This is a genomic window from Vibrio sp. 03-59-1 (assembly GCF_013114135.1).
Lineage (GTDB): Bacteria > Pseudomonadota > Gammaproteobacteria > Enterobacterales > Vibrionaceae > Vibrio > Vibrio cortegadensis.
Map to the genome: position 1 here is coordinate 126,024 of NZ_VTYA01000005.1, position 25,979 is coordinate 152,002.

Consider the following 25,979-nt stretch of genomic DNA (forward strand, 5'->3'; position numbering starts at 1 on the left):
ACTGTGATATCGGAATCAGGTTACAGCTTTTCAGCAAGACGAAGCACTGAACTACGTGAACGAGTATTCCCATCCACTTCATCCGCTGATGGTTTGATCGCTTTGCCTACCGGTTTTAGATCTGGGCTACCCAACGCTTTAATTTGTGCTTCTGTCATTGGAATACCATGAGGCACTTGCGGTCCTTTGCTCTCTTTACGAATAAAGCGTTTCACCATACGGTCTTCAAGAGAGTGGAAACTGATTACTGATAGACGGCCTTCAGGAGCAAGAATGCTCGCTGCGCCTTTTAGTGCAGTATCAATCTCTTCTAATTCACTATTAATATAGATTCGAAACGCTTGGAAACTACGAGTCGCCGGGTGTTTTTTCTCTTTAAAGTTTTTCGGCGCTGCATCTGAAATCAATTTAGCAAGTTGACCTGTACGAGTCAGTGGCTCTTTCTCTTCATCATCACGGTGCGCAACAATTGCCTTAGCGATGCGGCGAGCATGTTTGTCTTCACCAAACTCACGGATCACCCAAGTAATGTCATCAAGATCTGCCTGTGCAATCCATTCAGATACTGGCATTCCAGATGTTGGATCCATACGCATATCGAGTGGACCATCTTTCATAAAGCTAAATCCGCGCTCAGCATCATCTAACTGTGGAGAAGAGACACCAAGGTCAAGCAAAACGCCATCCACTTTTCCAACTAAGTCGTAACGTTCTGCATATTCTGTCATTCCAGAGAACGGGCCGTGAATAATGGTAAAGCGAGGATCATCAATTTTCTGCGCTTCTGCGATCGCTTGTGGATCGCGGTCGATACTGAATAATCGACCATTCTCACCCAGCTTAGATAAGATTGTACGACTGTGACCACCACGTCCGAAAGTTCCATCGATGTAAGTTCCGTCTGGCTTAATCGCCAAACCATCAATTGACTCGTTTAGTAGTACAGAAATATGTTGGAATGATTCAGTCATAGTCTTCTCATTGAACGGATTAAGCCACTTTTCAGGCGCAGATTTCTTATCAGAAAAAGCTTTAGTGTACTGATTTCACGCTTAAGCGCTACTACTAGTGCCTGATATGTGGTGACATTACGCCAGTTTAAGGCAATAAAAATTTCTTACGTCAATAAAACGCAAAAAACCCATCATTACTAATGAAGTAATGATGGGTCTCGGAATAGGTGGAGTTGACATCATAAGCCGGGTTCTGTACCGCTTGCACGGTGATAGCCATTCGTCTAGGCCAGCAATCGCTCACTGGCTCAAGCAACCTACCCGCTTCCTTACGCGAGCAGCGCAATGTGGAAGCCTATTTGGTCTTGCTCCGGGTGGAGTTTACCTTGCAACGCACTGTTACCAGACGTCCGGTGCGCTCTTACCGCACCCTTTCACCCTTACCTGTGCTTACTTCCCTACTCCGAAGAATAAAAGAAGATTAAGCCATCGGCGGTTTTCTCTCTGCTGCACTTGTCGTGGGCTCGCGCCCCCCAGGCGTTACCTGGCACCCTGCTCTATGGAGCCCGGACTTTCCTCCCCTCCATCAGTCTCCCGAAGGACATCAATGAAGCAGCGACTATCCAGTCAACTCCGCGGCGGATTGTAACGGGTTCAGATAACAGTTACCAGTACAAATGTGATCTAAGACGCTCAGGAGAACTCAAACGCTCAATTCATAACCACCCTTACTTAGCGTGGCACTCAGATCAATCGGTTATATTCTCCAATCCCCATTTATACAGCGCATTTTTTTTCAGGCTATATATCTCAGCTGTCATCGCTGCGGCCTTTTTCAATGGTAGCTCTTTGGTCAAAATTGTTAATGTGCGAGTGACTTCTGTCGGAATGGTGTCATCTGATGTACTGCGGAAACCATGGATAAGTAGCACCATTTCTCCACGTTTTCGATTATCATCCTCTGCAATCCAATCAATTAATTCACCCAATGGTGCGCCATGGATGGTTTCAAAGGTCTTAGTAATTTCTCTTGCGAGAACGACTTCACGCTCTGAGCCTAAAACCGCAAGCATATCCTGCAGTGAATCCGTGATACGATGTGGGGATTCGTAGAAAATACAAGTGCGCTCAGCTTCTGCAATTTCTAAAAATTTATCGCGACGCCCTTTACTCTTCGCAGGTAAAAAACCTTCGAAGCTGAAGCGATCAGAAGGTAGACCAGAAGCACTCAACGCGGTGATCACTGCACAAGCGCCGGGTAAGGGCACAACTTTAACACCCGCTTGACGACATTTTGTTACCAAGTGATAACCTGGATCACTGATTAAAGGGGTTCCCGCATCGGAAACTAATGCGATAGACTGTCCTTCAAGCAACTTATTGACGAGTAATTGAGCTTTTTGCTGCTCATTGTGATCATGTAAAGCAAACGTTCGAGTTGGAATATTGAAGTGTGCAAGTAGCTTACCTGTGTGGCGAGTATCTTCCGCAGCAATGATATCAACACTCGATAGCACCTCGATGGCGCGTTGGGTTATATCACCCAAGTTACCAATTGGGGTGGGTACAATATAGAGAGTTGGGATCTCAGTTGGCAAGGTTTTGTTATCTGTCATTTGTTTACCATCACTTCAACGATTAATATAGAGACAATTTTACACGGAATTATAAAGAACTCATGGCAATGATGAACCATAAGAGAATTAGTGTACCACGCTTACTGACGCCAATTGCATTAGCAATTACATTAGCAGCTTGTTCTTCTAAGCCTGCTGCTCCGACTTACGTGGATATTACCTTAGATCCGACGCAATCGGCACAATCTTACATTATGCAAGCAGATAGCACTCAAGGCAGCTTGCAAAATGATTGGCTCATCATGGGTTTAAAGGCCGCTATTCGAGCTCAAAACAGTGAACAGGCATCGCACTTAGTAAAACGCCTTGCCAAACAGAATCTTTCTCAAGTACAGCAAGCGGAATGGCAACTTTCTCGTTCAACTCTTCTGCGGGACAATGCTCAGCCAACTCAAGCTTATGCGCTACTGAATTTTCAAGAGTGGTGGCAACTGCCTGATGAGCAGTGGAAAGACTATCACCAATTAAGAGCAGAGCTATTAGAAGAGATGGCTCAATACTTTGAAGCAAGCCGTGAATTAGTGTTGGCTTCTGAACTTATGCCACAAGAGCAGCAAGCGGCGATTGCAGATCAAGTTTGGCGTAATCTCAACCAGTACTCGCAATATGAGATCACATCGCTCATTGCTGAGCCAAATGAGTTCGTATTTGATGGCTGGCTACAGCTTGCTATCTACATGAAAACACTCAATGAAAATATTCCTCAGCTTAAAAACACTCTGGAACACTGGTTAGCCGAAAATAGCGATCACCCTTCAGCGATCTACACTCCGCAAGCCATTCAAGAAATTTTAGAGTTAGAGATCGTACAACCCGTTAGCACCGCACTGCTATTGCCATTGTCAGGTAAATACGCGAAACAAGCTCAACTGGTTCGTGATGGATTTATCATGGCGATGATGGAAGATTCGAATCGAGATCCTAATGCGACACTGACCGTTCTTGATACCAATACTCAAACAGCTCAAGAGATCAAAGCGACTCTCGTCAATAACAACGTCGACTTTATAGTTGGTCCGCTGATTAAAAGTAATATCGAACGATTGCAGGAAGCGCAATCACACGTCGACAAACCGATCCCTGCTTTAGCGTTAAATATTCCTTCACAAATTGAGAATGGAACTGACATTTGCTACCTAACCTTGTCACCGGAACAAGAGGTTGCCCAAGCGGCAAAACACCTGTTTACTCAAGGCTATCAGTATCCATTAATCTTAGCGCCTAAAGGTAAGCTAGGAAATCGAGTACTTAATGCATTCGAGACTGAGTGGAAAAAATACAGCAAAAACAAGGTCGCAGTGAGTTTTTTCGGTGATAAGCGCCAACTGCAACGAAATATCAATTCGGTTTTCGGTCTACAAGAGAGCCAGCAGCGCATCGCTCAAATGGATGCTTTGTTGAATTTAGATATGGAGACTCAAGCCCGCAGTCGTCGTGATATCGACTCTGTTTATATTGTGGCAAAGGGTTCTGAGCTAACCTTGATTAAGCCTTTCATTGAAGTTGCGGTTAACCCTGACACAAAACAACCTAAGCTATTTTCTAACTCAAGCAGTCACAGTGGCAAAAAGCAGTATGAAGATCTTACTGGCGTGATTTATAGCGATATTCCAATGCTAATCAGTGATGACAGCAAACTTGAAGCTCAATTAGACACATTATGGCCTAAACATTTGAACCCTGAAAAACGTCTTCAAGCCCTAGGAATGGACGCGTATCAATTGATGGGGGAACTCCCACAAATGAAAGTGGTCGATAACTACAGCATTCAAGGTAAGACAGGCGTTCTGAGTATTAACGAGCAATGTGTTGTGCAAAGCGAAATTAGCTGGGCAGAACATGGGGCTCTTTAGCCGCCGTCAGATAGGAAACCAATATGAAGCTCTGGCAAAAAAGCATTTATGCAGCCAGGGCTTAACTTTTGTCGAACAAAATTTCACAGCGAAATGTGGCGAAATCGATCTTATAATGCGAGATCAGCAAACGATCATATTTGTCGAAGTAAAGTTTCGTAAAAACACTCACTATGGTCATGCGGCTGAAATGGTGACACAAAAAAAAATGCACAAGCTGATAAAAACAGCACATTTATGGTTGCTACAACAGAACCTTTCAGTTCATTCAACTAACTTTCGTTTTGATGTTGTTGCTATTGAAAATAATAGCCACAATATTGATTGGATAAAAAACGCTATTACCCAAGGATAATCGATGCTAGACAGCATTAAAGAAAGCTTTACAGAAAGTATTCAAATTCAAATTGCAGCAGCAGAAGCGCTACCCGATGCCATTACTCACGCAGCACAAGCGATGGTCGCAAGTCTGCTCAATGGTAACAAAGTGCTTTGCTGTGGTAACGGTGGTTCAGCCTCAAACGCACAACAGTTCGTTTCATGCCTACTGAATCGCTTTGAAACAGAGCGTCCAAGCCTACCTGCGATGGCGCTTACAGCTGACACAACCACGCTTACCGCTGTCGCTAATGACTACCACTATGAAGAAATTTTCTCGAAGCAAGTGAGAGCTTTTGGGCAACCGGGTGATTTGCTACTCGCTATTTCAACTAGCGGTAACAGCAAAAATATCATCAAAGCAATGGAAGCGGCTGTAACTAGAGATATGACTATCATTGCTTTTACAGGCAAAGATGGGGGAGAAATGGCCGGCCTACTTGGCGAACACGATGTTGAAATCAGAATACCATCTCATCGTACCGCTCGAATTCACGAAGTTCATATGGTCACATTGCATTGCTTATGCGATCTTGTCGATCAAGTTCTTTTTCCCGCTCATGAAGAGTAGAGAGAAAAATCATGCGCTTACTAAAAACATTTAGCCTCATCCTGATTGCCTTCAACTTAACAGGCTGTGCGGGATTATTCATTGCAGGAGCCGCCACAACTGCAAATTTAGTGACCGACACACGAAGCACCCAAGAGATTTGGCAAGATAATAATCTTGAATTTGAAATCGCAGCAATTGGCAATAAAGCGCCATTTAAAGGGCAAGTTCGTATCACCGCAAGTTCATATAACGGTACTGTTGTTTTAATGGGGCAAGCAAGCACTGCAGAGTACCTAAATAACTTTGAAAATAAGGCCCGAGCTATCGATGGCGTGAACGTTATCCATAACCAAGTCAGAGTGAAAACGCCATTAAGCGTCACCGAAATGAGTACGGACAGCTGGATCACCACTAAAGTTAAATCTGCTCTGTTAACCGATTCAGAACTCAATGGAGTCAAAATAAAAGTCATTACTGAAGATAAAGAGGTATTCTTGTTAGGTTACGTCTCTCACCAACAAGCTGATATTGCGACAAAAATCGCACGTAACATTTCTGGCGTCAAACAAGTTATTAGAGCTTTTCAGTACGCAGAAGACACGGCATCCACCGCAGACTAATGCTGATAGAATAATACTGACAGAATAATGATTCATCAGTGTTTTTCAGACAAAAAAAAAGCAGCTTATCGCTGCTTTTTTATATCCAGGTAAATACTCTCACCTGAATTTACTTAATGACTCTTAAGCTTGGCTTGCCTTTCGGTCTTGGTGGCTCTGAATCAGGTTCAGGTGCTTCACCTTCTTCGATTTCAGAACTTGCGACACTTAGTGTTGGAGCCTCATCATTTTCAAAAGGTGACTCTTCGATCCCTTCTTCCAATGCCTCCATGTACGCTTCTTCTGGTTCAAACATCGTTCCTGCTCCATTTTCACGAGCATAAATAGCTTGAACAGCATACAAAGGTACAATCACTACGTGTGGGCGACCACTAAAACGAGCATTAAAGGTGATAGCGTCATCACCTAGCTCTAACTGCCCCACCGCGCGAGGCGCAATATTCAAAATGATCTGACCATCTTGAATAAACTCTTCTGGAACACGAACCCCAGGAAGAGTGGCTTCAACCACAACATGCGGTGTTAATTCATTATCAACCAGCCAGTCATAAAATGCTCGAAGCATATAAGGACGACGTGGTGTCATTTTTGCGATATCCATGAACTCGACCGTTAGTGAGTTAAACGCATCTCACGTTCAGCTTCAGTTAAAGATGCTAAGAATGAATCACGTTCAAATACGCGGTTCATGTAAATCTTAAGTTCTTTAGAACCAGGACCAATAAGTTCAATACCTAGTTCAGGCAAACGCCATAATAGAGGAGCTAGGTAGCAATCGATCAAGCTAAATTCTTCACTCATGAAGTACGCATATTCAGCGAAAACAGGACCAAGAGTTAGAAGGTCATTACGAAGCTTAACGCGTGCCGCTTCAGACTCTTCAGCATTGCCTTTTACGATTTTTTCAGCAACTGAGTACCAGTTACGTTCAATTCGGTACATCATTAGACGGCTATTGCCGCGAGCTACTGGATATACAGGCATCAATGGTGGATGAGGGAAACGCTCATCTAGATATTCCATGATGATCTTTGAATCGTATAACGCTAGTTCGCGATCAACCAGAGTCGGTACTGATTTGTAAGGGTTAAGTTCAATTAACTCTGCTGGTAAATTTGCTTCATCAACAAGTTCAACTTCAACACTTACGCCTTTTTCAGCTAGAACAATACGAACCTGATGGCTATACATATCAGATGCACTTGAGAATAGAGTCATCACAGAACGTTTATTGGCAGCTACAGCCATGGAGCCTCCGGCAGTTACAGATAAAAAAACAATGGAGGCTAAGCCTCCATTGCACATTTAATAATTAGCACGAAATGATAGCACAATTAGTGCACATCACGCCAATACTCTTTCTTCAGCAATACCACTACGATAGTGAACAATACTAAGAAAGCCATTACCCACCAACCTAACGCATGACGCTCTAATTGAACAGGGTCACCCGAGTACTCAAGGAAGTTCACTAAATCACGAACCGCATTGTCATACTCGCCTGAACTTAGCTCACCAGTACCGTCTGTCTCGATATCGACAATAACCTGAACTTCTTCACCATCAACCATATGCGTTTCAAACACGGCACTTGGGATACCTTGAAGCTCTTCAAGAACGTGTGGCATACCAACGCTTGGGAATACAGTGTTATTCACGCCAAATGGACGCGAAGGATCTGCATAAAAAGAGCGTAGATAAGTGTATAGCCAATCCGTACCACGAACACGAGCAACCAGAGTCAAGTCTGGTGGCGGAGCACCGAACCAGTTAGCGGCCTGTTTTGGTGGCATTGAATTAACCATCAAGCTACCGATTTTTGTCTCAGGGTCAAAAATCAGATTCTCTTTCATTAAATCAGCAGGAATGCCCAAGTCCGTCGCAACACGTTCATAGCGTTGGTATTGAGTTGAGTGACAACCAAGACAGTAGTTAGCAAAAAGCTTCGCACCATTTTGTAGTGATGCTTTATCACTCATATCATTATTCGCACTATCTAAGTGAACGCCTGCACCAGCAGCTAATGCTAAAGATGGCAGCATTGCAAATAGTATTACAATCCATTTTTTCATTTGAATTTCACCCTCTTTGGTAATGGTTTCGTCGCTTCATTTTTGCTGTAAACGAAAAGCAGAACGAAGAACATGAAATAACCTAAGCTAAATATTTGAGCCAGTAGTGTATATGTCGGCGTTGCAGGCAGTGCACCTAAAATACCCAGCGCAATAAAGCTGATGGTGAATTGAATAATGTTAATTAGATGCAGTTTGCTACGGTAACGGTATGAACGTACTTTACAACGATCAAGCCATGGTAGTAGGAATAGCACAACAATCGATGCGCCCATTGCTATAACACCAATGAGTTTATCTGGAACCGCACGCAAAATTGCGTAGAACGGCGTGAAGTACCACACAGGAGCAATGTGTTCAGGAGTCTTCAGCGGGTTTGCAGCTTCAAAGTTTGGTCCTTCTAAGAAGTAACCGCCCATTTCAGGGTTGAAGAACAGAACGTAACAGAAGAAGAACAAGAACCCAGCAATGCCGACCATATCTTTAACCGTTCCATAAGGATGGAATGGAATAGAGTCGATAATGTCGTACTTCTTAGTGTAGTTTTCGTGGAACTTGAATTGCGTTTTGTAATCGTCGCCCATACTACCTTTAGGAAGTTTGGTTTCAATTCCGTCTGGATTGTTTGAACCCACCTCATGCAGCGCAAGGATATGCAATACAATAAGTAGCAACAGAACGATTGGCAGCGCAATTACATGCAAGGCGAAGAAACGGTTTAGTGTCGCACCAGAGATAATGTAGTCACCACGGATCCAAAGCGTTAAATCGTCGCCAATCACTGGAATTGCACCAAATAGCGAGATAATAACTTGAGCTCCCCAGTAAGACATTTGTCCCCATGGCAATAGGTAACCCATGAAAGCTTCAGCCATCAGCACTAAGAAGATCAACATACCAAATAGCCACAAGAGTTCACGAGGCTTCTGGTATGAACCATAGATAAGACCACGGAACATGTGTAGATAAATCACAACAAAGAATGCTGAAGCCCCGGTGGAGTGCATATAACGCAACAACCAACCATACTCAACATCACGCATGATATATTCAACCGATGCAAACGCCCCTTCACCAGATGGTACGTAGTTCATTGTTAGCCATACACCAGTTAAGATTTGGTTAACCAAAACAAGCATTGCTAATGAACCAAAAAAGTACCAAAAGTTGAACGTTTTTGGCATTGGATATTCTGATAGATGCTTTTTATAAGCATCCATCATTGGTAATCGTTTTTCGACCCAATCAAGTAGTCCTTGCATTACGCATCTCCCTCATCAATACCGATCATGATCGTCGTATCACTTAAATACATATGCTTAGGCACAACGAGGTTCAACGGTGCTGGTACTCCTTGGAAAACTCGGCCAGCCATATCGAACTTAGAACCATGGCATGGACAGAAGAATCCAGATTTGACACCTTGAACTTGTTCCGCAAAAGAATCAGGTAAATAAGTAGGCGAACAACCTAGGTGTGTACAAAAGCCAACGGCAATGAAAAACTCTGGCTTAATTGAGCGGTAAGCATTTTGAGCATATTCAGGCTGTTGTTCTTCCGTTGATGAAGGGTCTCGTAACTGTTCATTAATTGAATCAAGGTTTTTTAGCACTGATTCTGCGCGGCGAACCACCCAGACAGGCTTACCTTGCCATTCAACACGAACCATCTGACCTGCTTCAAGTTTACTAACATCAACTTCCACCGGAGCACCTGCCGCTTTCGCTTTAGCACTCGGGTTCCATGATTTAATAAAAGGAACGGCTACCGCTGCAGCTCCCAAACCACCAACAACTGCTGTTGTTGCGGTTAAGAAACGTCTACGACCGTTATTTAAAGGCGCGTTGCTCATCCAAACATTCTCCCATTTGCTCCTTTTGGATTATTATTATTCCGCTTACAGAGCATGGCTAACAAAAGTATAAATTTAGTTCTATTTATTAATGCGAAATGATAAATAAAACCCTACTTTTTGACAAGATAAAGCTACCTTTTTGTAACAATCGTAAGGTAAATCGCCTATGAGGTCACAAAAGAGGCAAAATTCTAAGAATAAGAAATGAAGTTGAACGGGGAAAAGGATTTAGCAGATGCTTAAACGACAAAAAGCTCGGCATATAGCCGAGCTTCGAACCACAATTCCAGTAATAAAACTGGAGCGTGAACTTTTCTGTAAAAGAAAAATTAACGCTTAGAGAATTGAGGTTTACGACGTGCTTTACGTAGACCAACTTTCTTACGTTCAACGCAACGAGCGTCACGCGTAACATAGCCAGCTGCACGTAGAGCAGGACGTAGAGTTTCATCGTACTCCATAAGAGCGCGAGTGATACCGTGGCGGATTGCGCCAGCTTGACCAGAAATACCACCACCAGAAACAGTGATGTAAAGGTCAAGTTTTTCAGTTAGTTCAACTAGCTCAAGAGGTTGTTTAACAACCATACGAGAAGTTGGACGACCGAAGTAAACATCAAGGCTACGCTTGTTGATTACGATCTCACCGCTGCCCGGTTTGATGAAAACACGAGCTGCTGAGCTTTTGCGACGACCAGTGCCGTAGTATTGATTCTCTGCCATTTTCAAGATCCCCGATTAGATGTCTAATACTGTTGGTTGTTGAGCAGTATGGTTATGCTCAGTACCAGCGTAAACTTTAAGCTTACGGTACATAGCACGGCCTAGAGGGCCACGTGGTAACATACCTTTAACTGCAAGTTCAAGAACCATCTCTGGTTTCTTATCGATCAGCTTTTCAAAAGTGATAGATTTAAGACCACCAGGGAACTCAGAGTGACGGTAATACACTTTACCTTTAGCTTTGTTACCAGTTACAGCAACTTTCTCAGCGTTAACAACGATGATGTAATCACCAGTGTCTACGTGAGGAGTGTATTCAGCTTTATGTTTGCCACGAAGGCGAGATGCAATTTCACTTGCTAGACGGCCAAGAGTTTTACCTTCAGCGTCTACTACATACCAGTCGCGTTTTACAGTTTCTGGTTTAGCAACGAAAGTTTTCATGCTAATAATTACCTATTAAAAAAATTTACACTTAAAGGAACAAAATAAATTTGTCCCCACTGTCTAAGAGTACCCAGTCATCACCCCTTCGAGTGTTGGAGACTCTTGGCTTAGTCAGATTTGACTCATAACTAGAGGCCCGCAGTAACGGTAGGTCGCAGGATTATAGAGAAGAGCGAAGAAAAAATCATCTCTTTTTGAACATAATCACGAATTATTTTCTTCTTATAAGGTAAGCGTGATCGAGTTCTTCTCTTTATCTTACGCTAAATGCTCTTTTGCTAAGTAATCATGACTCTGCATTTCGATTAATCGCGACTGACAACGTTTAAATTCAAACTCCAAAATCCCATGGGTATAAAGCGCTTCCATCGACACTTCGGCTGAAATAATGAGTTTCACGTTACGTTCATAGAATTCATCCACTAACGCAATAAATCGCCTTGCTGCATCATCAATCGTTGTACTCATCTGAAGAACATCCGCAAGAAGCACAGTATGATAGATTTTCGACAACTCAATGTAATCATTTTGGCTACGCGCCGATTGGCATAATTGCTTAAAGGTAGCATGCAATACGCCATCGCTCGCTTCGATAACATCAATGGTTCTATGATTGATTTCAACTTGCTGTAACTTCGCTTTACCCTCTCCCACAAATTGCTGATAGTAATGGAACAAATTACTATTCGCCTGTTCATCCAAAGGGTAGTGATATATTTCAGCTTGTTCTAATGTTCTTAAACGGTAATCAACGCCACTATCCACATTTAATGTCTGGCAGTGCATTTGAATCAACTCAATCGCAGGGAGGAAACGAGCACGCTGTAAACCATTACGATAAAGATCTTCAGGTGGGATGTTAGAGGTTGCGACCAATATAACTTTACGCTCGAACAGTGCTTTTAACAAAGTGCCCAGAATCATTGCATCAGTAATATCTTTCACAAAGAACTCATCAAAGCAGATGATTTCAGCCTCTTTTTTAAATGCATCAGCCACCTTATCTAAAGGGTTTTCTACCTCATTTAATGCTTTTAACTCATCATGAACTCGATACATAAATCGATGAAAGTGCACTCTCATTTTCCGCTCAGTAGGCAGAGCATCAAAAAAAGTATCCATTAAGTACGTTTTACCACGCCCAACGCCACCCCAAAAATATAATCCTTGCGGAGGCATTGGCTCAGTCGCCGATTTCCCCAGTAATTTTTTAAACCGACTAGGTTGGATCACTGGTGTATTTAAATACGTCTGAAAGTCATGAAACAACACATCTAAGCTTTCAACGGCTTTCTCTTGAGCAGGATCCCGCAGGAAACCTAATTGCAGAATGTCTTGTTCATATTTTTGTATTGGGGTCATAGGAGCACTACCAGAATAAGGTCGAGGTCAAACAGCTATCACAGCGTACATGTATTTTTCTTTATTGGCTTGAGCACTCATAGTACCATGTGAACGGGACATGTGTAACCAAACGGTAAAATACATGTTAAAAAACAACAATAAGGAGCGACTATGCCTTGGATTTACGCCATTGTTGGCTTGCTAGTTGGTGCAATTTTAGGAATTGTGATTTCTCGACTAACTACCCCTCAATATAAGAAGCAGAAAGTGATGCAGAAAGAACTCGATTCTGCAAAATTTGCTTTAGAACAACAACGTCAGGAACTTGCTGATCACTTTGCGCAATCAGCAGAGATGCTTGATACACTCGGAAAAGATTACACTAAGCTATATCAACATATGGCGAAAACATCTTCTGAGTTACTTCCCAATACTCCTGAGCAAGAGAACCCCTTTGTAAAAACCATCGCTCAGCACTCTGATGAAAAAGAGAACTCACAAGAGCAGCAACCAAAAGATTATGCTCAAGGGGCGACAGGGTTATTTAAAGATGCTGAAAAAGAGATTATTGAAGCACCTGAAGCGGTTACTGCTAAAGCCTCGTAACATTTGAGCGTTGATTAATTCATCGCAATGGTGAACTTTGCAAAGGTTTTTAAGTCATAACTCTCACGAGAATAAAGAGGAGTTATATGATGAAAAAACCTTTGCTTGTATTATCAACACTGACGTTAAGTCTCAGTTCAATCATCACGGCTTTGCCCGTTACCGCAGCCCTACCTCTAGTCGTAGATGGTGTGCAAACCCCTAGCCTTGCTCCTATGCTGGAATCTGTTACCCCTGCGGTTGTTAGTATTGCTGTGGAGGGTAAACAAGTCTCACGCCAGCGTATTCCTGAACAATTCAAATTCTTTTTCGGCCCTGAATTCCCAACAGAGCAGTTAAAAGAGCGCCCTTTTCGAGGGTTAGGCTCTGGTGTCATTATTGACGCGAAACAAGGCCATATTGTCACCAACTATCACGTCATCAACGGTGCTGAGAAAATTCGAGTTAAGCTGTTTGATGGCCGCGAATACGATGCAGAACTGATTGGTGGCGATGAAATGTCCGACGTTGCGTTACTCAAATTAGAGAGCGCAAAAAACCTTACTCAGATAAAAATCTCTGACTCAGACAAACTTCGAGTCGGTGACTTTACTGTCGCGATTGGTAACCCATTTGGCTTAGGTCAAACGGTCACATCCGGAATTGTGTCCGCGTTGGGTCGTAGCGGCTTGAATCTAGAAAATTTCGAAAACTTCATTCAGACCGATGCGGCGATCAATAGCGGAAACTCGGGAGGCGCGTTAATTAACCTTAATGGTGAACTCATCGGCATTAACACCGCCATCTTAGGCCCGAATGGTGGCAATATTGGGATTGGATTTGCCATCCCTTCTAATATGATGAAAAACCTCACAGACCAAATCCTAGAGTTTGGCGAGGTGAAACGTGGCATGCTGGGTGTTCAAGGGGGAGAAATCACATCTGAGCTTGCACAAGCTCTCGGTTATGAATCGAGCAAAGGTGCTTTTGTCAGCCAAGTGCTACCTGATAGTGCTGCAGATAAGGCTGGACTCGTTGCTGGTGATATTATCGTATCGGTAAACGACAAAAAAATAGATACTTTCAGCGAATTGCGAGCAAAAGTAGCCACCCTTGGCGCAGGAAAAACTATTTCACTCGGTATTATTCGAGACGGAGAGCAACGTAGCTTTGATGTCACTCTAGGTGAAGCCGCGAATAACAAAACTCAGGCTGAAACATTGCATCAAGGCCTCAAAGGTGCAGAGCTAACCAATACCAATGAAGGCAGCGCAATATCCGGCGTGCTTGTCTCTCAAGTAGTAGAGGGGTCACCAGCAGCAGGTTACCAATTGCAAAAAGATGACATCATTATTGGTGTTAACCGCCAACGAGTCGAAAACATAGCCCAACTAAGAGCTATTTTGGAACAGAAACCGAGTGTATTAGCTTTAAACATTCAGCGAGGAGATCGAACAATCTACTTAGTCGTTAGATGATTTAAGTCCTCAAATAGCTTTCAACTGTTGTAATAAGTAGTCAAACGGAGGTGATTTAAATGTCACTTCCGTTTTCTATTTGCTCACTCAAAACCTTTCCTACTTGCTCACTATCTTGAGGTTTCTTGGGATTGGCTAAAGTGCTATGCTTCTCAAACATATATATCCATTTTATGTTTTAAATTGTGATATTTTGCCGCTTTCTAATGTAAAGCATTCAACCTCTTGAGAAGTCTATGCTGAATTTTTTCTTACGTTCAATAGCTCTTGGCCTAATTGCCGCGGCCATTATTTTAGCTGCAGTGCCATCATTACGCTCAAACATTGTGCCTAAAGATATTGTGCTACCAGCAACGGACATCAGCACTTTGCAAGTCTCTTTCAACCAAGCGGTTCGCAAGGCAAGCCCTGCCGTTGTCAATATATACAGCCGCCAGTATGTGGAAAATGACCGCAGTAAATTATCAACTCAGGGCTTAGGTTCTGGAGTAATAGTCAGTGAAAAAGGCTACATTATTACCAACTATCATGTAGTCGCAAAAGCGGATCAAATCATTGTCGCACTGCAAGACGGACGAGTCGCTGCTGCCCAATTAGTCGGTAAAGACAGACGAACTGACATTGCTATTTTACGAGTGGAAGGCACCAATCTTCCCGTCATTCCACAAAATCCAAACTACAATGCCAAAGTCGGTGATATTGTTCTTGCCATTGGTAACCCATATAACTTAGGTCAAACGACGACTTTTGGTATTATTTCGGCTACTGGCCGCTCATCGATCAGTGCTGACGGACGACAAGCATTTATTCAAACGGATGCAGCCATCAATGAAGGTAATTCTGGTGGCGCATTAGTCAACACTCAAGGCGAACTCGTCGGGATTAATACCGCCTCATTCCAGCAGGCAACAGAGTTAGAAACATATGGTATTTCATTTGCCATTCCCTTCAAGTTAGCCAATAAAATCATGGAAAAAATCATTGCAGATGGACGAGTGATTCGTGGCTACATTGGTATTGATGGACAAGATATTACCGCAGTGACCTCTCGCCTTCTTGGTAATGATAATGTCGGTGGTATTGTGGTTCTAGGCATGGACCCAAATGGCCCAGCGGCAGATGCTGGATTTGAAAAGCAAGACATCATATTGAGCATCGATAATCACAAAATTAACGGCCGTCAGAGTGTCATGGATATCGTGACCGATCTTAGACCAGGAACGACTGTAGATGTATTGGTATTAAGAAAAGGTGAGGAAATCACCCTGAAAGTGACCATATCGGAAGATACTAGGCGTTAAAACGACCGCCACCTTTTCCACTGAATATTCAGTAAATATAAAAATCCCAGCCTTAGCTGGGATTTTTATTATCTGTTGTAGGTAAGCGCTATATCAGGCGTCGCTTACTCTTCAACATCCTTCTTTTCTGTGCCGTTTGGTAGCTCAACTTCGATTCGAGTAACACGCTGTAAGCCTCGTGGTAATAAGCCCCCACGACGTCCTCGCTCACCACGGAAGTTATCTAGATCAGCAGGCTTCAAACCTAACTTGCGTTTACCTGCGTACAAGGTAATCGTCACACCTTGAGGCAGAGCCATTAAGTGTGAAACAAACTCTTCACGCTCTTTCGCTTTTGCCGCTGGAATATTAATGATCTTATTCCCTTTACCTTTACTTAATTGAGGTAAATCTTTTATTGGGAACAATAGCATTCGACCTTGATTGGTGATCGCCAGAATCTCATCAGACTCTAGATCGCCAATTGCACTTGGTAACATCACTTCAGAAGCTTGAGGCAGATTAACCAGAGCTTTACCACTACGGTTTTTCGACAGTAAATCACTGCCTTTACACACAAACCCATAACCCGCATCAGAGCCGACAAGCCACAACTGGCTATCTTCACCCATGATAACTTGGCGTATTGATGTACCCGCGCTCACATTCAAACGCCCAGTAATTGGCTCACCTTGGCTACGAGCCGAAGGTAATGAGTGAGATTCAAGGGAATAGCTACGACCATCACTGCCTAAGAATACGGCTGGTTGGTTACTCTTGCCTCGTGCACAAGCAAGGTATTTATCACCTGATTTATAGTTCAAGCCTTCAGCATCAACGTCATGACCTTTCGCATGACGAATCCAACCTTTATCAGAAAGCACGACCGTAATCGCTTCACTTGGAACCAAATCACGCTCTGTTAACGCTTTCGCTTCCGCACGCTCGACAATAGGAGAACGACGATCGTCGCCATATTTATCGGCGTCCGCTTGGATCTCTTTTTTAATCAGCGTATTTAAACGACGCTCAGAACCTAGTAACTTCTCTAACTTATCACGCTCTGCGGCCAGTTCATCTTGCTCTGCTCGAATCTTAAACTCTTCAAGTTTCGCTAAGTTACGCAGTTTAATATCCAGAATTGCATCGGCCTGGATATCTGAAATATTAAAGCGGCTCATCAATACTGGTTTTGGTTCATCTTCAGTACGGATGATTTCAATCACTTCATCAATATTGAGATAAGCAGCCAGTAAACCTTCTAATATGTGTAACCGTGCTAACACTTTATCTAAACGGTATTGCAAACGACGTCGAACGGTAGAACGGCGGAATTCAATCCATTCCGATAGAATTTTGACTAACCCTTTCACTTGAGGTCGACTATCTAGGCCAATCATATTCAAGTTAACACGGAAGCTCTTCTCTAAATCCGTTGATGCGAATAGGTGATTCATCAGAAGATCACAATCAATTCGATTGGATTTCGGAACAATCAAGATACGCGTTGGATTCTCATGATCCGACTCATCACGTAGATCATCCACCATCGGTAGCTTTTTCGCACGCATCTGAGCAGCAATCTGCTCAAGTAATTTTGCGCCCGAAACTTGATGTGGCAAAGCACTAACGACAATGTCATTGCCTTCTTTATGCCAAACCGCACGCATTTTGATGCTGCCACGACCTGTACGATATATCTTTTCGATATCGCTTTTTGGTGAAATAATTTCCGCTTCTGTCGGGTAATCAGGCCCTTGAACAAAGCCCATCACATCACTTAACTCAGCTTTCGGGTTATCCAAAAGATGAATCGCAGCATCAGCAACTTCACGTACATTGTGTGGCGGAATATCGGTCGCCATACCAACAGCAATACCAGTAATGCCATTAAGCAAAATGTGCGGCAGACGAGCAGGTAACATTTGAGGCTCTTTCATTGTGCCATCAAAGTTAGGTTGCCATTCCACCGTGCCTTGGCCTAATTCACCAAGCAATACTTCGGCGAATTTAGATAATTTAGCTTCGGTATAACGCATTGCCGCGAATGATTTCGGGTCATCCGGTGCACCCCAGTTACCTTGACCATCCACCAGAGGGTAGCGGTAAGAGAAGGGTTGAGCCATCAACACCATCGCTTCATAACAAGCAGAATCACCATGCGGATGGTACTTACCCAGAACGTCACCAACGGTACGTGCAGATTTCTTATATTTAGATGCAGCCGAAAGCCCAAGCTCCGACATTGCATAGATGATACGTCGTTGAACCGGTTTTAAACCATCGCCAATATAAGGCAATGCACGGTCCATAATTACGTACATCGAGTAATTTAGATAGGCATCTTCGGTGAACTTGCGCATTGGCATTTGTTCAACGCCATCAAACGTTATTTCAGTAGACATCAATTATACCTCAGCCATATCGCCGTTACTTTGCAACCATGTACGGCGATCATCCGCACGTTTCTTACCTAGCAGCATATCCATCATTTCATTGGTCGCATCATCGTCATCAATGGTTAACTGAACAAGACGACGAGTGTTTGGATCCATTGTCGTTTCACGCAGTTGTAATGGGTTCATCTCACCCAGACCTTTGAATCGTTGTACGTTGATTTTGGCTTTTTTCTTACTCAAACGCTCAAGTACGCCATCTTTTTCAGATTCGTCCAAGGCATAAAAAACTTCCTTGCCGCAATCGATTCTAAATAAAGGAGGCATCGCAACATAAACGTGCCCTTCTCGAACTAACGCTTTAAAGTGACGAACAAACAACGCACATAATAGTGTGGCGATGTGCAGTCCATCCGAGTCCGCATCGGCAAGAATACAAATTTTACCGTAACGCAAACTGTCTAAGTTGTCGTTATCAGGGTCAATACCTAGAGCGACAGAAATATCGTGCACTTCTTGAGACGCTAATACTTGGTCTGCCGAGACTTCCCACGTATTCAAAATTTTACCGCGCAGTGGCATCACCGCTTGGAATTCACGATCACGAGCTTGTTTAGCAGAACCGCCCGCCGAATCCCCTTCCACGAAGAAAATTTCGGTGCGACTTAAATCTTGAACCGAACAATCGGTTAATTTACCTGGTAATGCGGGGCCTGAAGCAATCTTCTTACGAACCACTTTTTTGCTGGCACGCATACGGCGGTGAGCATTGGCAATACAAGTTTCAGCTAATAGCTCGGCCAATTGCGGCTTTTCGTTTAACCATAAGCTAAATGAGTCTTTTACTACGCCAGAGACAAATGCCGCGCATTGACGTGATGACAAGCGCTCTTTAGTTTGGCCAGCAAACTGAGGGTCTTGCATCTTAATTGACAGAACATAAGAACAACGGTCGAAGACATCGTCGCCAGTGAGTTTTACACCGCGAGGAAGCAGGTTACGGAATTCACAAAACTCACGCATCGCATCAAGCAAACCTTGGCGTAACCCGTTAACGTGAGTACCACCTTGCGCTGTCGGGATCAGGTTCACGTAGCTTTCGGTGATCATCTCACCACCTTCAGGCTGCCAGATTAACGCCCAATTCGCCGCTTCTGTTTCAGCTGAAAACTCGCCAGTAAACGGTTCTTCAGGAAGTACGGTGTACCCCTTTACGCCTTCCGCTAGGTAATCTTTTAGACCATCTTCATAATACCAACGGTGATCGTTACCGTTAACTTTATCGGTGAAGGTGATTTCTAAACCAGGGCAAAGTACCGCTTTTGCTCGCAGATTATTAATCAAACGAGTAACAGAGAAATTTGGCGAATCAAAGTAGCTTGTATCAGGCCAGAAATGAACACTGGTGCCTTTATTACGACGACCACAAGTGCCTGTTACCGTCAGCTCTTCAACCTTATTACCATGCTCAAATGCCATTTCATACACTTGACCATCACGGCGAACGTTGACTTCCACTCGCTTCGATAGTGCATTCACTACCGAGATGCCTACCCCATGCAAACCACCTGAGAATTGGTAATTTTTGTTGGAGAACTTACCACCTGCATGCAGTTTGCAGAAGATCAGCTCTACGCCAGAAACTTTCTCTTCTGGGTGGATATCAACAGGCATACCACGGCCATCATCAATCACTTCAAGAGATTGATCGGCGTGCAGGATAACTTGTACTTTTGAGGCATGTCCGGCAAGCGCTTCATCGACACTGTTATCGATAACTTCTTGGCCCAAGTGGTTCGGGCGCGCTGTATCCGTATACATCCCTGGTCGGCGACGTACTGGCTCTAAACCATTAAGAACCTCAATGGCTCCAGCATTATATTGTTCTGTCATAATACGGAATTTACTCAAATAATTTGGGGTACTTTAACGTGATATGGCGATGAGCAATATGGCTCAGCTCAAGAATAGACAAACTAAAGTCGATTCATCAAAATCACGAAAGTATTGGTGGAATATAGTCTGGAACCCGTCACTTGATGTCAAGTTACATCATCAAGTGGCGCGTCAAATTTTGACTCTTCCCTCAATGAAAGAGGTTAAAGCTCAAGAAAGGAGATAATGAGTTCAGGGTAACGTTCAAAATCGACGAAACTATGATCCCCACCAAGTTCAACATTTTGTTTTGAACCCGAGTACTTTTCTACGGCTTGTCGATAATCCAACACTTCATCTTCTGTTTGTTGCAATAACCAAAAATCTTTAGCATTTCGGAGAGGTTTTACCTCAAGCGCTTTCAGTTCGTCAATATGTACACTTTCAAGTGTGTATGTTTCGTTCGTATAGGGGTTAATTTGAACACCTAAGAAGTCCGCTAATAGCTCATACGGCTTAACAGCAGGGTTAATCAGCACCGCGCGAAAACCATAATGATCGTTTAACCATGTTGATAAATACCCTCCAAGAGAGCTACCGACTAAACCAATATGATGGCTATCTTTATACTGCTCAACAATGGCTAACAAACATTCGCTTGCTGCTTTTGGAAAACATGGTAATTGAGGAGTGACTACTTTGATATCCGGACGAAACTGCTCACAATAGCTCTGCATTACATTCGCTTTATGAGACAAAGGTGAACTATTGAAGCCGTGAATGTAAAGCAGTAACGATGGTTTATCTGCCATTTTTAGTACCCATCTGAATTAAAATCTGGAAGAAAGCGACCATCAGATAAGCGGTTCACTTGCGTCTCGATGCTACCGTCGAGGTGAAGCTCCAACTCACGCCAACCTGGGGATTGGGAATCTAAAGCAAAATCATTTGAGTTTGGTTTAAATTGAACACAGGTAGAAGGGGTTGCCATCACTTGGACGCCATGATGATCACGATTCATATCTTGATGCACATGCCCGCATAATACGCCACGTACGTTTTGGTGTTGGTCAACCACATTCCAAAACTGTTCAGCGTCTTTCAAGGTGTGTTGATCAAGCCATTCACTGCCCACCAATATTGGATGATGATGCAGTAAAACCAATGTATGGCGGTCGGAATGAAGTGTTAATTGCTCATCAAGCAGGGCAAGTTGTTGATCGCTCAGTCGTCCGTGTGGTACACCGACAACTTGTGAATCAAGCATGATCATTTGCCATCTATCTCCTAGCAAAACATGCTCAACACACTGAATTTGAGGCGAAGGTAGTACGCTACTCATATTAGGCTTGTAGTCATGATTACCTGGCAGCCAAAAACAAGGTTTCTGTAAGCACTCAATGCCGGATTCAAACTTCTGATAAGACTCTTGGCTGTGGTCTTGTGAGATATCACCTGTCGCCAAAATTGCATCAAATTTAAATGCTTTTGCTTGAATGTCACGGACTACCGCTTGGAAGCTATCAAAAGTATTCACGCTCAGCAAACTTCCATCTGCCGGAGCAAACAGATGCGTATCTGTGATCTGTAAAAGCTTAATGCTGCCTAAAGCAGATTCTGAACTGGATGATAATTTCAAAATGGAAAACCTAAATACTTTCTCTTTAATAATTCAATATTGTTATTCAAATGCCATTGGCGTTCGGCTAATGCCATTTTTTAAACAAAAAGTGAGCCAATCACCAAGAAATTTATTCAACTGGGATTTTTCATCTTTCTGCATCATTTTTTTGTTTGGGTAATCATAACGAGCTTTCACGCGTGATATCTGTTCGCTCGCACATACTTCTGCTACTCGAGCATCGTGATATAGCCTGACAGACATTTTAGGCAAAGGAAATACTGGTTGTTCATCACTCTGACATATGTCGATTAAAGTGGTGTATTTTGTGACCTCATGCACCTTCAATTGGTAGGTCATATTAATCACTTGATAGCAGCGAACATCCCCCACTTCTGCTTGAAATGGAAGTAGAGCATTTAATTTTGCGTAATTAGTCTCATACACTCGCATAAGTTCTGCAAGATCAACATGGTACGGCTTACCAATGGCTACATGTGTCATCTAGCTTTTCAACCATTGTGACTTTAACTCTAAGTGGTTTAGCTCTAGCCATTGCAACGCTAAAATTGAGGCACCATTCTCGATTTTTCCACTTTTAACAAGCTGATAAGCCTGTTTTCGACTCATTACTTGAACCCGAATGTCCTCATTTTCATACTCTAAACCATGCACACCTTGAGCGGTAGAAGCATCCACCTCACCGACGAACACGTCTAATTTTTCTGAACAGCCACCTGATGATGGGTAAAATGAGGTAATTGGCGAGACTCGATTAACTTCAATCCCAGCCTCTTCCATTGCCTCTCGACGAACGACATCCTCTGCACTTTCATCGGTATCAATGATCCCAGCAACGATTTCAAGTTGCCATGGATTAGGATGTTCCAATGCCCCGACACGAATCTGTTCAATAATGACCACTTCATCACGAACAGGATCGTAAGGTAATAATGCCGCAGCATGACCTCGTTCAAACATTTCCCGTTCGACAGGTTCGCTCCACCCACCTTCAAACAATCGGTGAGTAAAACGGTATTTCACCATTTTAAAAAAACCGCTAAAAAGAGGCTCTTTTGAAATAATTTTTACATCCTGGGGAGTAAAATCATGTGGTTGATTGTCAGACTCTTGCATTAGTCACCTCGCATGTGAATCTTATAGTCTACTCATTGTAGACAACAACTGCCAAGGCATGGCTCAACTTTTATTATAAAAATTGCATTTATATTTACATAAAACAATATTTATATTGCACAGTCGGACAATTAAGTGTAAAAAAGTGCAAAGTTTCGAGTGAATTACCACCAATTTAAGTTAAACTCTTGATAAGTACCCTCTTTCGATTTAGGCGGAATGGAAAAATGAAAAAACTGCTTCCTCTTTTTATCAGTGCTGCAATAGGTAGCCTGAGTACCACAGCATGGGCCGATACCCTGACTGAAATATACGATCAAGCAAAGCAAAATGATCCTCAATTGCTACGTTCAGCGGCTCAACGCGATGCAGCATTTGAAGCGATTACATCGAGCAGAAGTGCATTACTGCCACAAATCAACCTTACAGCGGGTTACAACATCAACCGTAGTGACATTGACCAACGTGAAAGTGATAAATTGACGGCTGGTGTGAGCGTATCTCAAGAGCTATACAAACGCTCTAGCTGGATCACCTTAGATACGGCAGAAAAAACTGCACGACAAGCGGACTCTTCTTTCGCGGCCGTTCAACAAGGTCTTATTTTACGCGTTGCTCAAGCCTACTTCGAAGTGCTTCGCGCACAAGATAAACTTGAATTCGTTCGTGCAGAAAAAGCAGCGGTAGCTCGTCAACTTGAGCAAACGAACCAACGTTTCGAAGTGGGTCTATCTGCAATTACCGATGTACATGATGCTCAAGCTCAATACGATACGGTACTAGCGAATGAAGTATTAGCAGAAAATAGCTTAGTAAATAGCTATGAAGCGCTGCGTGAAATCACAGGTAACGAGCATACTAACCTTAGCATTCTAGATACCGAAACTTTCTCAGCAAGCAAAACTCAGGCTTCTGCCGTCGCTCTTATTGAAGAAGCCCAACAGAAAAACCTTAGCTTACTTGCATCTCGCATTTCTCAAGACATCGCAAAAGACAACATCTCTTTAGAGAGTTCTGGGCACCTACCTTCACTGACTTTGGATGGTGGGTATAACTACGGTGATGAAAGCAATAGCAATAGTACGTCTAAAGGTGATTACAACGATTTTAATGTTGGTCTAAACCTAGTGGTGCCTCTTTACACTGGTGGCAACATTACTTCTAAAACGAAACAAGCTGAATACAATTACGTTGCAGCAAGTGAAGATTTAGAAGCGACTTACCGCAGCGTTGTTAAAGATGTTCGTGCCTTTAACAATAACATCAGCGCTTCTATTGGTGCTTTACGCGCCTACGAACAGTCTGTTGTCTCAGCTCAATCCGCTTTAGAAGCAACTGAAGCCGGTTTCGATGTAGGTACTCGTACGATTGTTGATGTACTAGATTCGACTCGCCGTCTGTATGATGCGAACCGTAACCTCGCTAATGCTCGCTATGATTACATCATCAGTGTTCTGCAACTTCGTCAAGCTGTTGGTACATTGAGTGAACAAGATATTATCGATGTGAACGCTGGACTGAAAACAGTACAGGGCTAAAAATAGAGTGTAAAAAATGAAGCCGACATAATAATGTCGGCTTTTTTATTGTTAGAAAGCCTATATTTAAAAAAGTAATTGCCAAAAAATCACAATGACAATTGCTAAAAAGCCGATAGCTATTCATCGCTATCGGCTTTTGTTCAAACAGTGCTTGAGCCTAAAGGAGTTAAGCTTTTCCGCCTTGAATCGCATTGATAATTTCAGTGGTGGAACAGCCGTCTTCAAAGTTAAGTACTTTAACTTCGCCACCAGCGGCAATCACCTCTTCACCACCAGCAATATCTTCTGGTTTGTAGTCACCACCTTTCACTAAAATACTTGGTAGCACTTCAGAGATAAGACGTTGCGGGGTATCTTCAGAGAATGGAACCACCCAATCAACGGCACCTAACCCAGCTAAAACCGCCATGCGGCGATCCGTTGGGTTGATAGGGCGACTTGGGCCTTTTAAGCGTTTCACGGATTCATCAGTATTCACGGCAACGATCAAACGATCACCAAGCTCTGCGGCATGATTCATGTAAGAAACATGTCCTGCATGAAGAATATCAAAGCAGCCATTCGTCATGACAACCTTCTCACCTTTTGCACGCGCGCGTTTTACCGCTTCGACAAGTGCAGATTCAGTGATCACACCATAGTCTGTATCTTGGCTACCATGAATAGCTTCCGCTAACTCAATAATAGATAGCGTTGATGTACCCAGTTTACCCACGACCACACCAGCGGCAGCATTGGCTAATGCACAAGCTTCATCAAGTGGTTTTCCTGCAGCCACAGATGCTGCAAGTACAGAAATTACCGTATCGCCGGCCCCTGTCACGTCATACACTTCTTTTGCAAGCGTTGGCAATTGAAGCGGCTCTTGGCCTTTACGTAGTAGTGTCATTCCGTGCTCACTACGAGTCACAAGTAATGCTTCAAAGTCGAACTCTTCGATCAATGATAAACCTTTCTCAATCAGGTCTTCTTCTGATTTGACTTTGCCTGCAACCAGTTCAAATTCAGCCATATTAGGGGTTAACAATGTTGCTCCACGGTAGCGTTCAAAATCCGCCCCTTTTGGATCAATAAAAACTGACACATTGGCTGCGCGTGCCTTTTGAATAAATTGCTGTACGTGCTCTAAAGCGCCCTTCGCATAATCCGATAAAATAACGGTTTTTACTGTTGGTAGCACTTTCTCCATGCGTAAGAGCACAGGTTCAGGATCCGTATTTTCAAATTTTTCTTCAAAATCTAAACGAATAAGCTGCTGGCCACGGCTCATGACACGCAGTTTTGTAATTGTCGGATAATCCGCTAATTCAACGAAATCACATTTCACTTTCAACGAATTTAAGGTATCAGTAAGCACTTGAGCAGGTTCATCTTTACCTGTTAAACCAATAATATGAGCATGACCGCCAAGTGACGCAATATTCATTGCAACGTTAGCCGCTCCACCTGGGCGCTCTTCATTCTTTTCTACTTTTACTACTGGAACTGGCGCTTCTGGTGAGATTCGCCCCGTTGGCCCATACCAGTAGCGGTCAAGCATCACATCACCAATGATCAACACGCCAGATTGGCTGTAGTCAGGTAGAATAGGTTTCATTATGGATCTCCAAAATTCTTATCTAAGCGGAGTTT

At 43.2% G+C, this 25,979-nt stretch carries 25 protein-coding genes and 1 other RNA gene; 8 read left to right on the forward strand and 18 right to left on the reverse strand.

From position 1 onward, the window contains the following. Positions 1–20 precede the first annotated feature (20 nt). The 3 genes from rsmH to rsmI all read right to left on the reverse strand — a co-directional run bounded on the left by rsmH (position 21) and on the right by rsmI (position 2,569). The gene (rsmH, locus tag F0249_RS06870) at positions 21–971 is read right to left on the reverse strand and encodes a 16S rRNA (cytosine(1402)-N(4))-methyltransferase RsmH (protein WP_171756210.1); all 951 of its coding nucleotides are present in this window, start codon (positions 969–971) and stop codon (positions 21–23) included. A 207-nt stretch (positions 972–1,178) separates the two neighbouring features. Next, positions 1,179–1,588, reverse strand: an RNA gene (gene rnpB, locus F0249_RS06875) — RNase P RNA component class A. Positions 1,589–1,702: 114 nt separating this feature from the next. Beyond that, positions 1,703–2,569, reverse strand: a complete 867-nt coding sequence (gene rsmI / locus F0249_RS06880; RefSeq protein WP_171756211.1) for a 16S rRNA (cytidine(1402)-2'-O)-methyltransferase — start codon at positions 2,567–2,569, stop codon at positions 1,703–1,705. Between the two features lie 62 nt (positions 2,570–2,631). Between rsmI and F0249_RS06885 the strand changes: the two genes are divergently transcribed. The 4 genes from F0249_RS06885 to F0249_RS06900 are packed head-to-tail and all read left to right on the forward strand — an operon-like array spanning position 2,632 to position 5,994. Next, positions 2,632–4,443: a penicillin-binding protein activator gene (locus F0249_RS06885; protein WP_171756212.1), complete on the forward strand. Its 1,812-nt coding sequence runs from the start codon at positions 2,632–2,634 to the stop codon at positions 4,441–4,443. Further along, positions 4,430–4,798: a YraN family protein gene (locus F0249_RS06890; RefSeq protein WP_017051084.1), complete on the forward strand. Its 369-nt coding sequence runs from the start codon at positions 4,430–4,432 to the stop codon at positions 4,796–4,798. The genes F0249_RS06885 and F0249_RS06890 overlap by 14 nt, the downstream gene beginning before the upstream one ends. A 3-nt stretch (positions 4,799–4,801) precedes the next feature. Beyond that, entirely contained in the window at positions 4,802–5,392 is a 591-nt protein-coding gene (locus tag F0249_RS06895; RefSeq protein ID WP_017051085.1) for a phosphoheptose isomerase, read from the forward strand. 11 nt (positions 5,393–5,403) lie between these two features. Next, positions 5,404–5,994, forward strand: coding sequence for a BON domain-containing protein (locus F0249_RS06900; protein ID WP_171756213.1), 591 nt, complete (start codon positions 5,404–5,406; stop codon positions 5,992–5,994). A 109-nt stretch (positions 5,995–6,103) separates the two neighbouring features. Here the strand turns inward: F0249_RS06900 and sspB are convergent, their stop codons facing one another. The 8 genes from sspB to zapE all read right to left on the reverse strand — a co-directional run bounded on the left by sspB (position 6,104) and on the right by zapE (position 12,452). After that, a complete protein-coding gene (gene sspB / locus F0249_RS06905; RefSeq protein ID WP_136994169.1) occupies positions 6,104–6,595 on the reverse strand; it encodes a ClpXP protease specificity-enhancing factor in 492 nt (163 codons plus the stop codon). Positions 6,596–6,606: 11 nt separating this feature from the next. Beyond that, the gene (gene sspA / locus F0249_RS06910; protein WP_017051088.1) at positions 6,607–7,242 is read right to left on the reverse strand and encodes a stringent starvation protein SspA; all 636 of its coding nucleotides are present in this window, start codon (positions 7,240–7,242) and stop codon (positions 6,607–6,609) included. Positions 7,243–7,328: 86 nt separating this feature from the next. After that, the gene (locus tag F0249_RS06915; RefSeq protein WP_017051089.1) at positions 7,329–8,066 is read right to left on the reverse strand and encodes a cytochrome c1; all 738 of its coding nucleotides are present in this window, start codon (positions 8,064–8,066) and stop codon (positions 7,329–7,331) included. Beyond that, complete coding sequence (locus F0249_RS06920) at positions 8,063–9,328, reverse strand: cytochrome bc complex cytochrome b subunit (RefSeq protein WP_017051090.1); 1,266 nt, start codon at positions 9,326–9,328, stop codon at positions 8,063–8,065. The genes F0249_RS06915 and F0249_RS06920 overlap by 4 nt, the downstream gene beginning before the upstream one ends. Then, the gene (gene petA / locus F0249_RS06925) at positions 9,328–9,918 is read right to left on the reverse strand and encodes a ubiquinol-cytochrome c reductase iron-sulfur subunit (protein ID WP_113799466.1); all 591 of its coding nucleotides are present in this window, start codon (positions 9,916–9,918) and stop codon (positions 9,328–9,330) included. The genes F0249_RS06920 and petA overlap by 1 nt, the downstream gene beginning before the upstream one ends. A gap of 332 nt (positions 9,919–10,250) precedes the next feature. Beyond that, positions 10,251–10,643 (reverse strand): 30S ribosomal protein S9, encoded by a 393-nt coding sequence (rpsI, locus tag F0249_RS06930; RefSeq protein WP_004740758.1) that lies wholly within the window; start codon positions 10,641–10,643, stop codon positions 10,251–10,253. A gap of 15 nt (positions 10,644–10,658) precedes the next feature. After that, positions 10,659–11,087 (reverse strand): 50S ribosomal protein L13, encoded by a 429-nt coding sequence (gene rplM, locus F0249_RS06935; RefSeq protein WP_017051092.1) that lies wholly within the window; start codon positions 11,085–11,087, stop codon positions 10,659–10,661. Between the two features lie 261 nt (positions 11,088–11,348). Further along, the gene (gene zapE / locus F0249_RS06940) at positions 11,349–12,452 is read right to left on the reverse strand and encodes a cell division protein ZapE (protein ID WP_171756214.1); all 1,104 of its coding nucleotides are present in this window, start codon (positions 12,450–12,452) and stop codon (positions 11,349–11,351) included. Between the two features lie 153 nt (positions 12,453–12,605). Here zapE and zapG point away from each other — a divergent pair, with 153 nt between their 5' ends. The 3 genes from zapG (at position 12,606) to degS (ending at position 15,798) form a co-directional block, all read left to right on the forward strand. After that, on the forward strand, positions 12,606–13,040 hold the full coding sequence (gene zapG / locus F0249_RS06945; protein ID WP_113799470.1) for a Z-ring associated protein ZapG: 435 nt from the start codon (positions 12,606–12,608) through the stop codon (positions 13,038–13,040). Positions 13,041–13,129: 89 nt separating this feature from the next. After that, positions 13,130–14,497 carry a DegQ family serine endoprotease gene (locus tag F0249_RS06950; protein ID WP_171756260.1) on the forward strand — a complete coding sequence of 456 codons (1,368 nt, stop codon included), beginning with the start codon at positions 13,130–13,132 and terminating at the stop codon, positions 14,495–14,497. 236 nt (positions 14,498–14,733) lie between these two features. Next, positions 14,734–15,798 (forward strand): outer membrane-stress sensor serine endopeptidase DegS, encoded by a 1,065-nt coding sequence (gene degS / locus F0249_RS06955; RefSeq protein ID WP_017051096.1) that lies wholly within the window; start codon positions 14,734–14,736, stop codon positions 15,796–15,798. A gap of 104 nt (positions 15,799–15,902) precedes the next feature. Here degS and parC read toward each other — a convergent pair whose 3' ends face one another. The 6 genes from parC to nudF form a co-directional block, all read right to left on the reverse strand. Further along, on the reverse strand, positions 15,903–18,182 hold the full coding sequence (gene parC / locus F0249_RS06960) for a DNA topoisomerase IV subunit A (protein WP_171756215.1): 2,280 nt from the start codon (positions 18,180–18,182) through the stop codon (positions 15,903–15,905). Positions 18,183–18,185: 3 nt separating this feature from the next. Continuing rightward, positions 18,186–20,066, reverse strand: a complete 1,881-nt coding sequence (gene parE / locus F0249_RS06965; RefSeq protein ID WP_017051098.1) for a DNA topoisomerase IV subunit B — start codon at positions 20,064–20,066, stop codon at positions 18,186–18,188. 206 nt (positions 20,067–20,272) lie between these two features. Next, positions 20,273–20,860 (reverse strand): esterase YqiA, encoded by a 588-nt coding sequence (gene yqiA / locus F0249_RS06970; RefSeq protein ID WP_113799474.1) that lies wholly within the window; start codon positions 20,858–20,860, stop codon positions 20,273–20,275. 2 nt (positions 20,861–20,862) lie between these two features. Continuing rightward, positions 20,863–21,687 (reverse strand): 3',5'-cyclic-AMP phosphodiesterase, encoded by an 825-nt coding sequence (cpdA, locus tag F0249_RS06975; protein ID WP_171756216.1) that lies wholly within the window; start codon positions 21,685–21,687, stop codon positions 20,863–20,865. A gap of 42 nt (positions 21,688–21,729) precedes the next feature. Continuing rightward, positions 21,730–22,173 (reverse strand): DUF1249 family protein, encoded by a 444-nt coding sequence (locus F0249_RS06980; RefSeq protein WP_113799476.1) that lies wholly within the window; start codon positions 22,171–22,173, stop codon positions 21,730–21,732. Further along, positions 22,174–22,806 (reverse strand): ADP-ribose diphosphatase, encoded by a 633-nt coding sequence (nudF, locus tag F0249_RS06985; RefSeq protein ID WP_136994174.1) that lies wholly within the window; start codon positions 22,804–22,806, stop codon positions 22,174–22,176. A 227-nt stretch (positions 22,807–23,033) separates the two neighbouring features. Between nudF and tolC the strand changes: the two genes are divergently transcribed. Beyond that, on the forward strand, positions 23,034–24,344 hold the full coding sequence (gene tolC, locus F0249_RS06990) for an outer membrane channel protein TolC (protein WP_171756217.1): 1,311 nt from the start codon (positions 23,034–23,036) through the stop codon (positions 24,342–24,344). Positions 24,345–24,513: 169 nt separating this feature from the next. Here the strand turns inward: tolC and hldE are convergent, their stop codons facing one another. Then, on the reverse strand, positions 24,514–25,944 hold the full coding sequence (gene hldE, locus F0249_RS06995; RefSeq protein WP_017051104.1) for a bifunctional D-glycero-beta-D-manno-heptose-7-phosphate kinase/D-glycero-beta-D-manno-heptose 1-phosphate adenylyltransferase HldE: 1,431 nt from the start codon (positions 25,942–25,944) through the stop codon (positions 24,514–24,516). Positions 25,945–25,979: the final 35 nt, after the last annotated feature.

Coding starts and splice junctions, on each gene's coding strand:
- F0249_RS06915 (WP_017051089.1), bottom strand. CDS start 8,066: ATGAAAAAATGGATTGTAATACTATTTGCAATGCTGCCATCTTTAGCA.
- rsmI (WP_171756211.1), bottom strand. CDS start 2,569: ATGACAGATAACAAAACCTTGCCAACTGAGATCCCAACTCTCTATATT.
- zapG (WP_113799470.1), top strand. CDS start 12,606: ATGCCTTGGATTTACGCCATTGTTGGCTTGCTAGTTGGTGCAATTTTA.
- F0249_RS06895 (WP_017051085.1), top strand. CDS start 4,802: ATGCTAGACAGCATTAAAGAAAGCTTTACAGAAAGTATTCAAATTCAA.
- rsmH (WP_171756210.1), bottom strand. CDS start 971: ATGACTGAATCATTCCAACATATTTCTGTACTACTAAACGAGTCAATT.
- nudF (WP_136994174.1), bottom strand. CDS start 22,806: ATGCAAGAGTCTGACAATCAACCACATGATTTTACTCCCCAGGATGTA.
- tolC (WP_171756217.1), top strand. CDS start 23,034: ATGAAAAAACTGCTTCCTCTTTTTATCAGTGCTGCAATAGGTAGCCTG.
- F0249_RS06900 (WP_171756213.1), top strand. CDS start 5,404: ATGCGCTTACTAAAAACATTTAGCCTCATCCTGATTGCCTTCAACTTA.
- F0249_RS06885 (WP_171756212.1), top strand. CDS start 2,632: ATGGCAATGATGAACCATAAGAGAATTAGTGTACCACGCTTACTGACG.
- yqiA (WP_113799474.1), bottom strand. CDS start 20,860: ATGGCAGATAAACCATCGTTACTGCTTTACATTCACGGCTTCAATAGT.
- hldE (WP_017051104.1), bottom strand. CDS start 25,944: ATGAAACCTATTCTACCTGACTACAGCCAATCTGGCGTGTTGATCATT.
- zapE (WP_171756214.1), bottom strand. CDS start 12,452: ATGACCCCAATACAAAAATATGAACAAGACATTCTGCAATTAGGTTTC.
- sspA (WP_017051088.1), bottom strand. CDS start 7,242: ATGGCTGTAGCTGCCAATAAACGTTCTGTGATGACTCTATTCTCAAGT.
- F0249_RS06980 (WP_113799476.1), bottom strand. CDS start 22,173: ATGACACATGTAGCCATTGGTAAGCCGTACCATGTTGATCTTGCAGAA.
- F0249_RS06950 (WP_171756260.1), top strand. CDS start 13,130: ATGAAAAAACCTTTGCTTGTATTATCAACACTGACGTTAAGTCTCAGT.
- rplM (WP_017051092.1), bottom strand. CDS start 11,087: ATGAAAACTTTCGTTGCTAAACCAGAAACTGTAAAACGCGACTGGTAT.
- degS (WP_017051096.1), top strand. CDS start 14,734: ATGCTGAATTTTTTCTTACGTTCAATAGCTCTTGGCCTAATTGCCGCG.
- rpsI (WP_004740758.1), bottom strand. CDS start 10,643: ATGGCAGAGAATCAATACTACGGCACTGGTCGTCGCAAAAGCTCAGCA.
- petA (WP_113799466.1), bottom strand. CDS start 9,918: ATGAGCAACGCGCCTTTAAATAACGGTCGTAGACGTTTCTTAACCGCA.
- parC (WP_171756215.1), bottom strand. CDS start 18,182: ATGTCTACTGAAATAACGTTTGATGGCGTTGAACAAATGCCAATGCGC.
- sspB (WP_136994169.1), bottom strand. CDS start 6,595: ATGGATATCGCAAAAATGACACCACGTCGTCCTTATATGCTTCGAGCA.
- F0249_RS06920 (WP_017051090.1), bottom strand. CDS start 9,328: ATGCAAGGACTACTTGATTGGGTCGAAAAACGATTACCAATGATGGAT.
- F0249_RS06890 (WP_017051084.1), top strand. CDS start 4,430: ATGGGGCTCTTTAGCCGCCGTCAGATAGGAAACCAATATGAAGCTCTG.
- parE (WP_017051098.1), bottom strand. CDS start 20,066: ATGACAGAACAATATAATGCTGGAGCCATTGAGGTTCTTAATGGTTTA.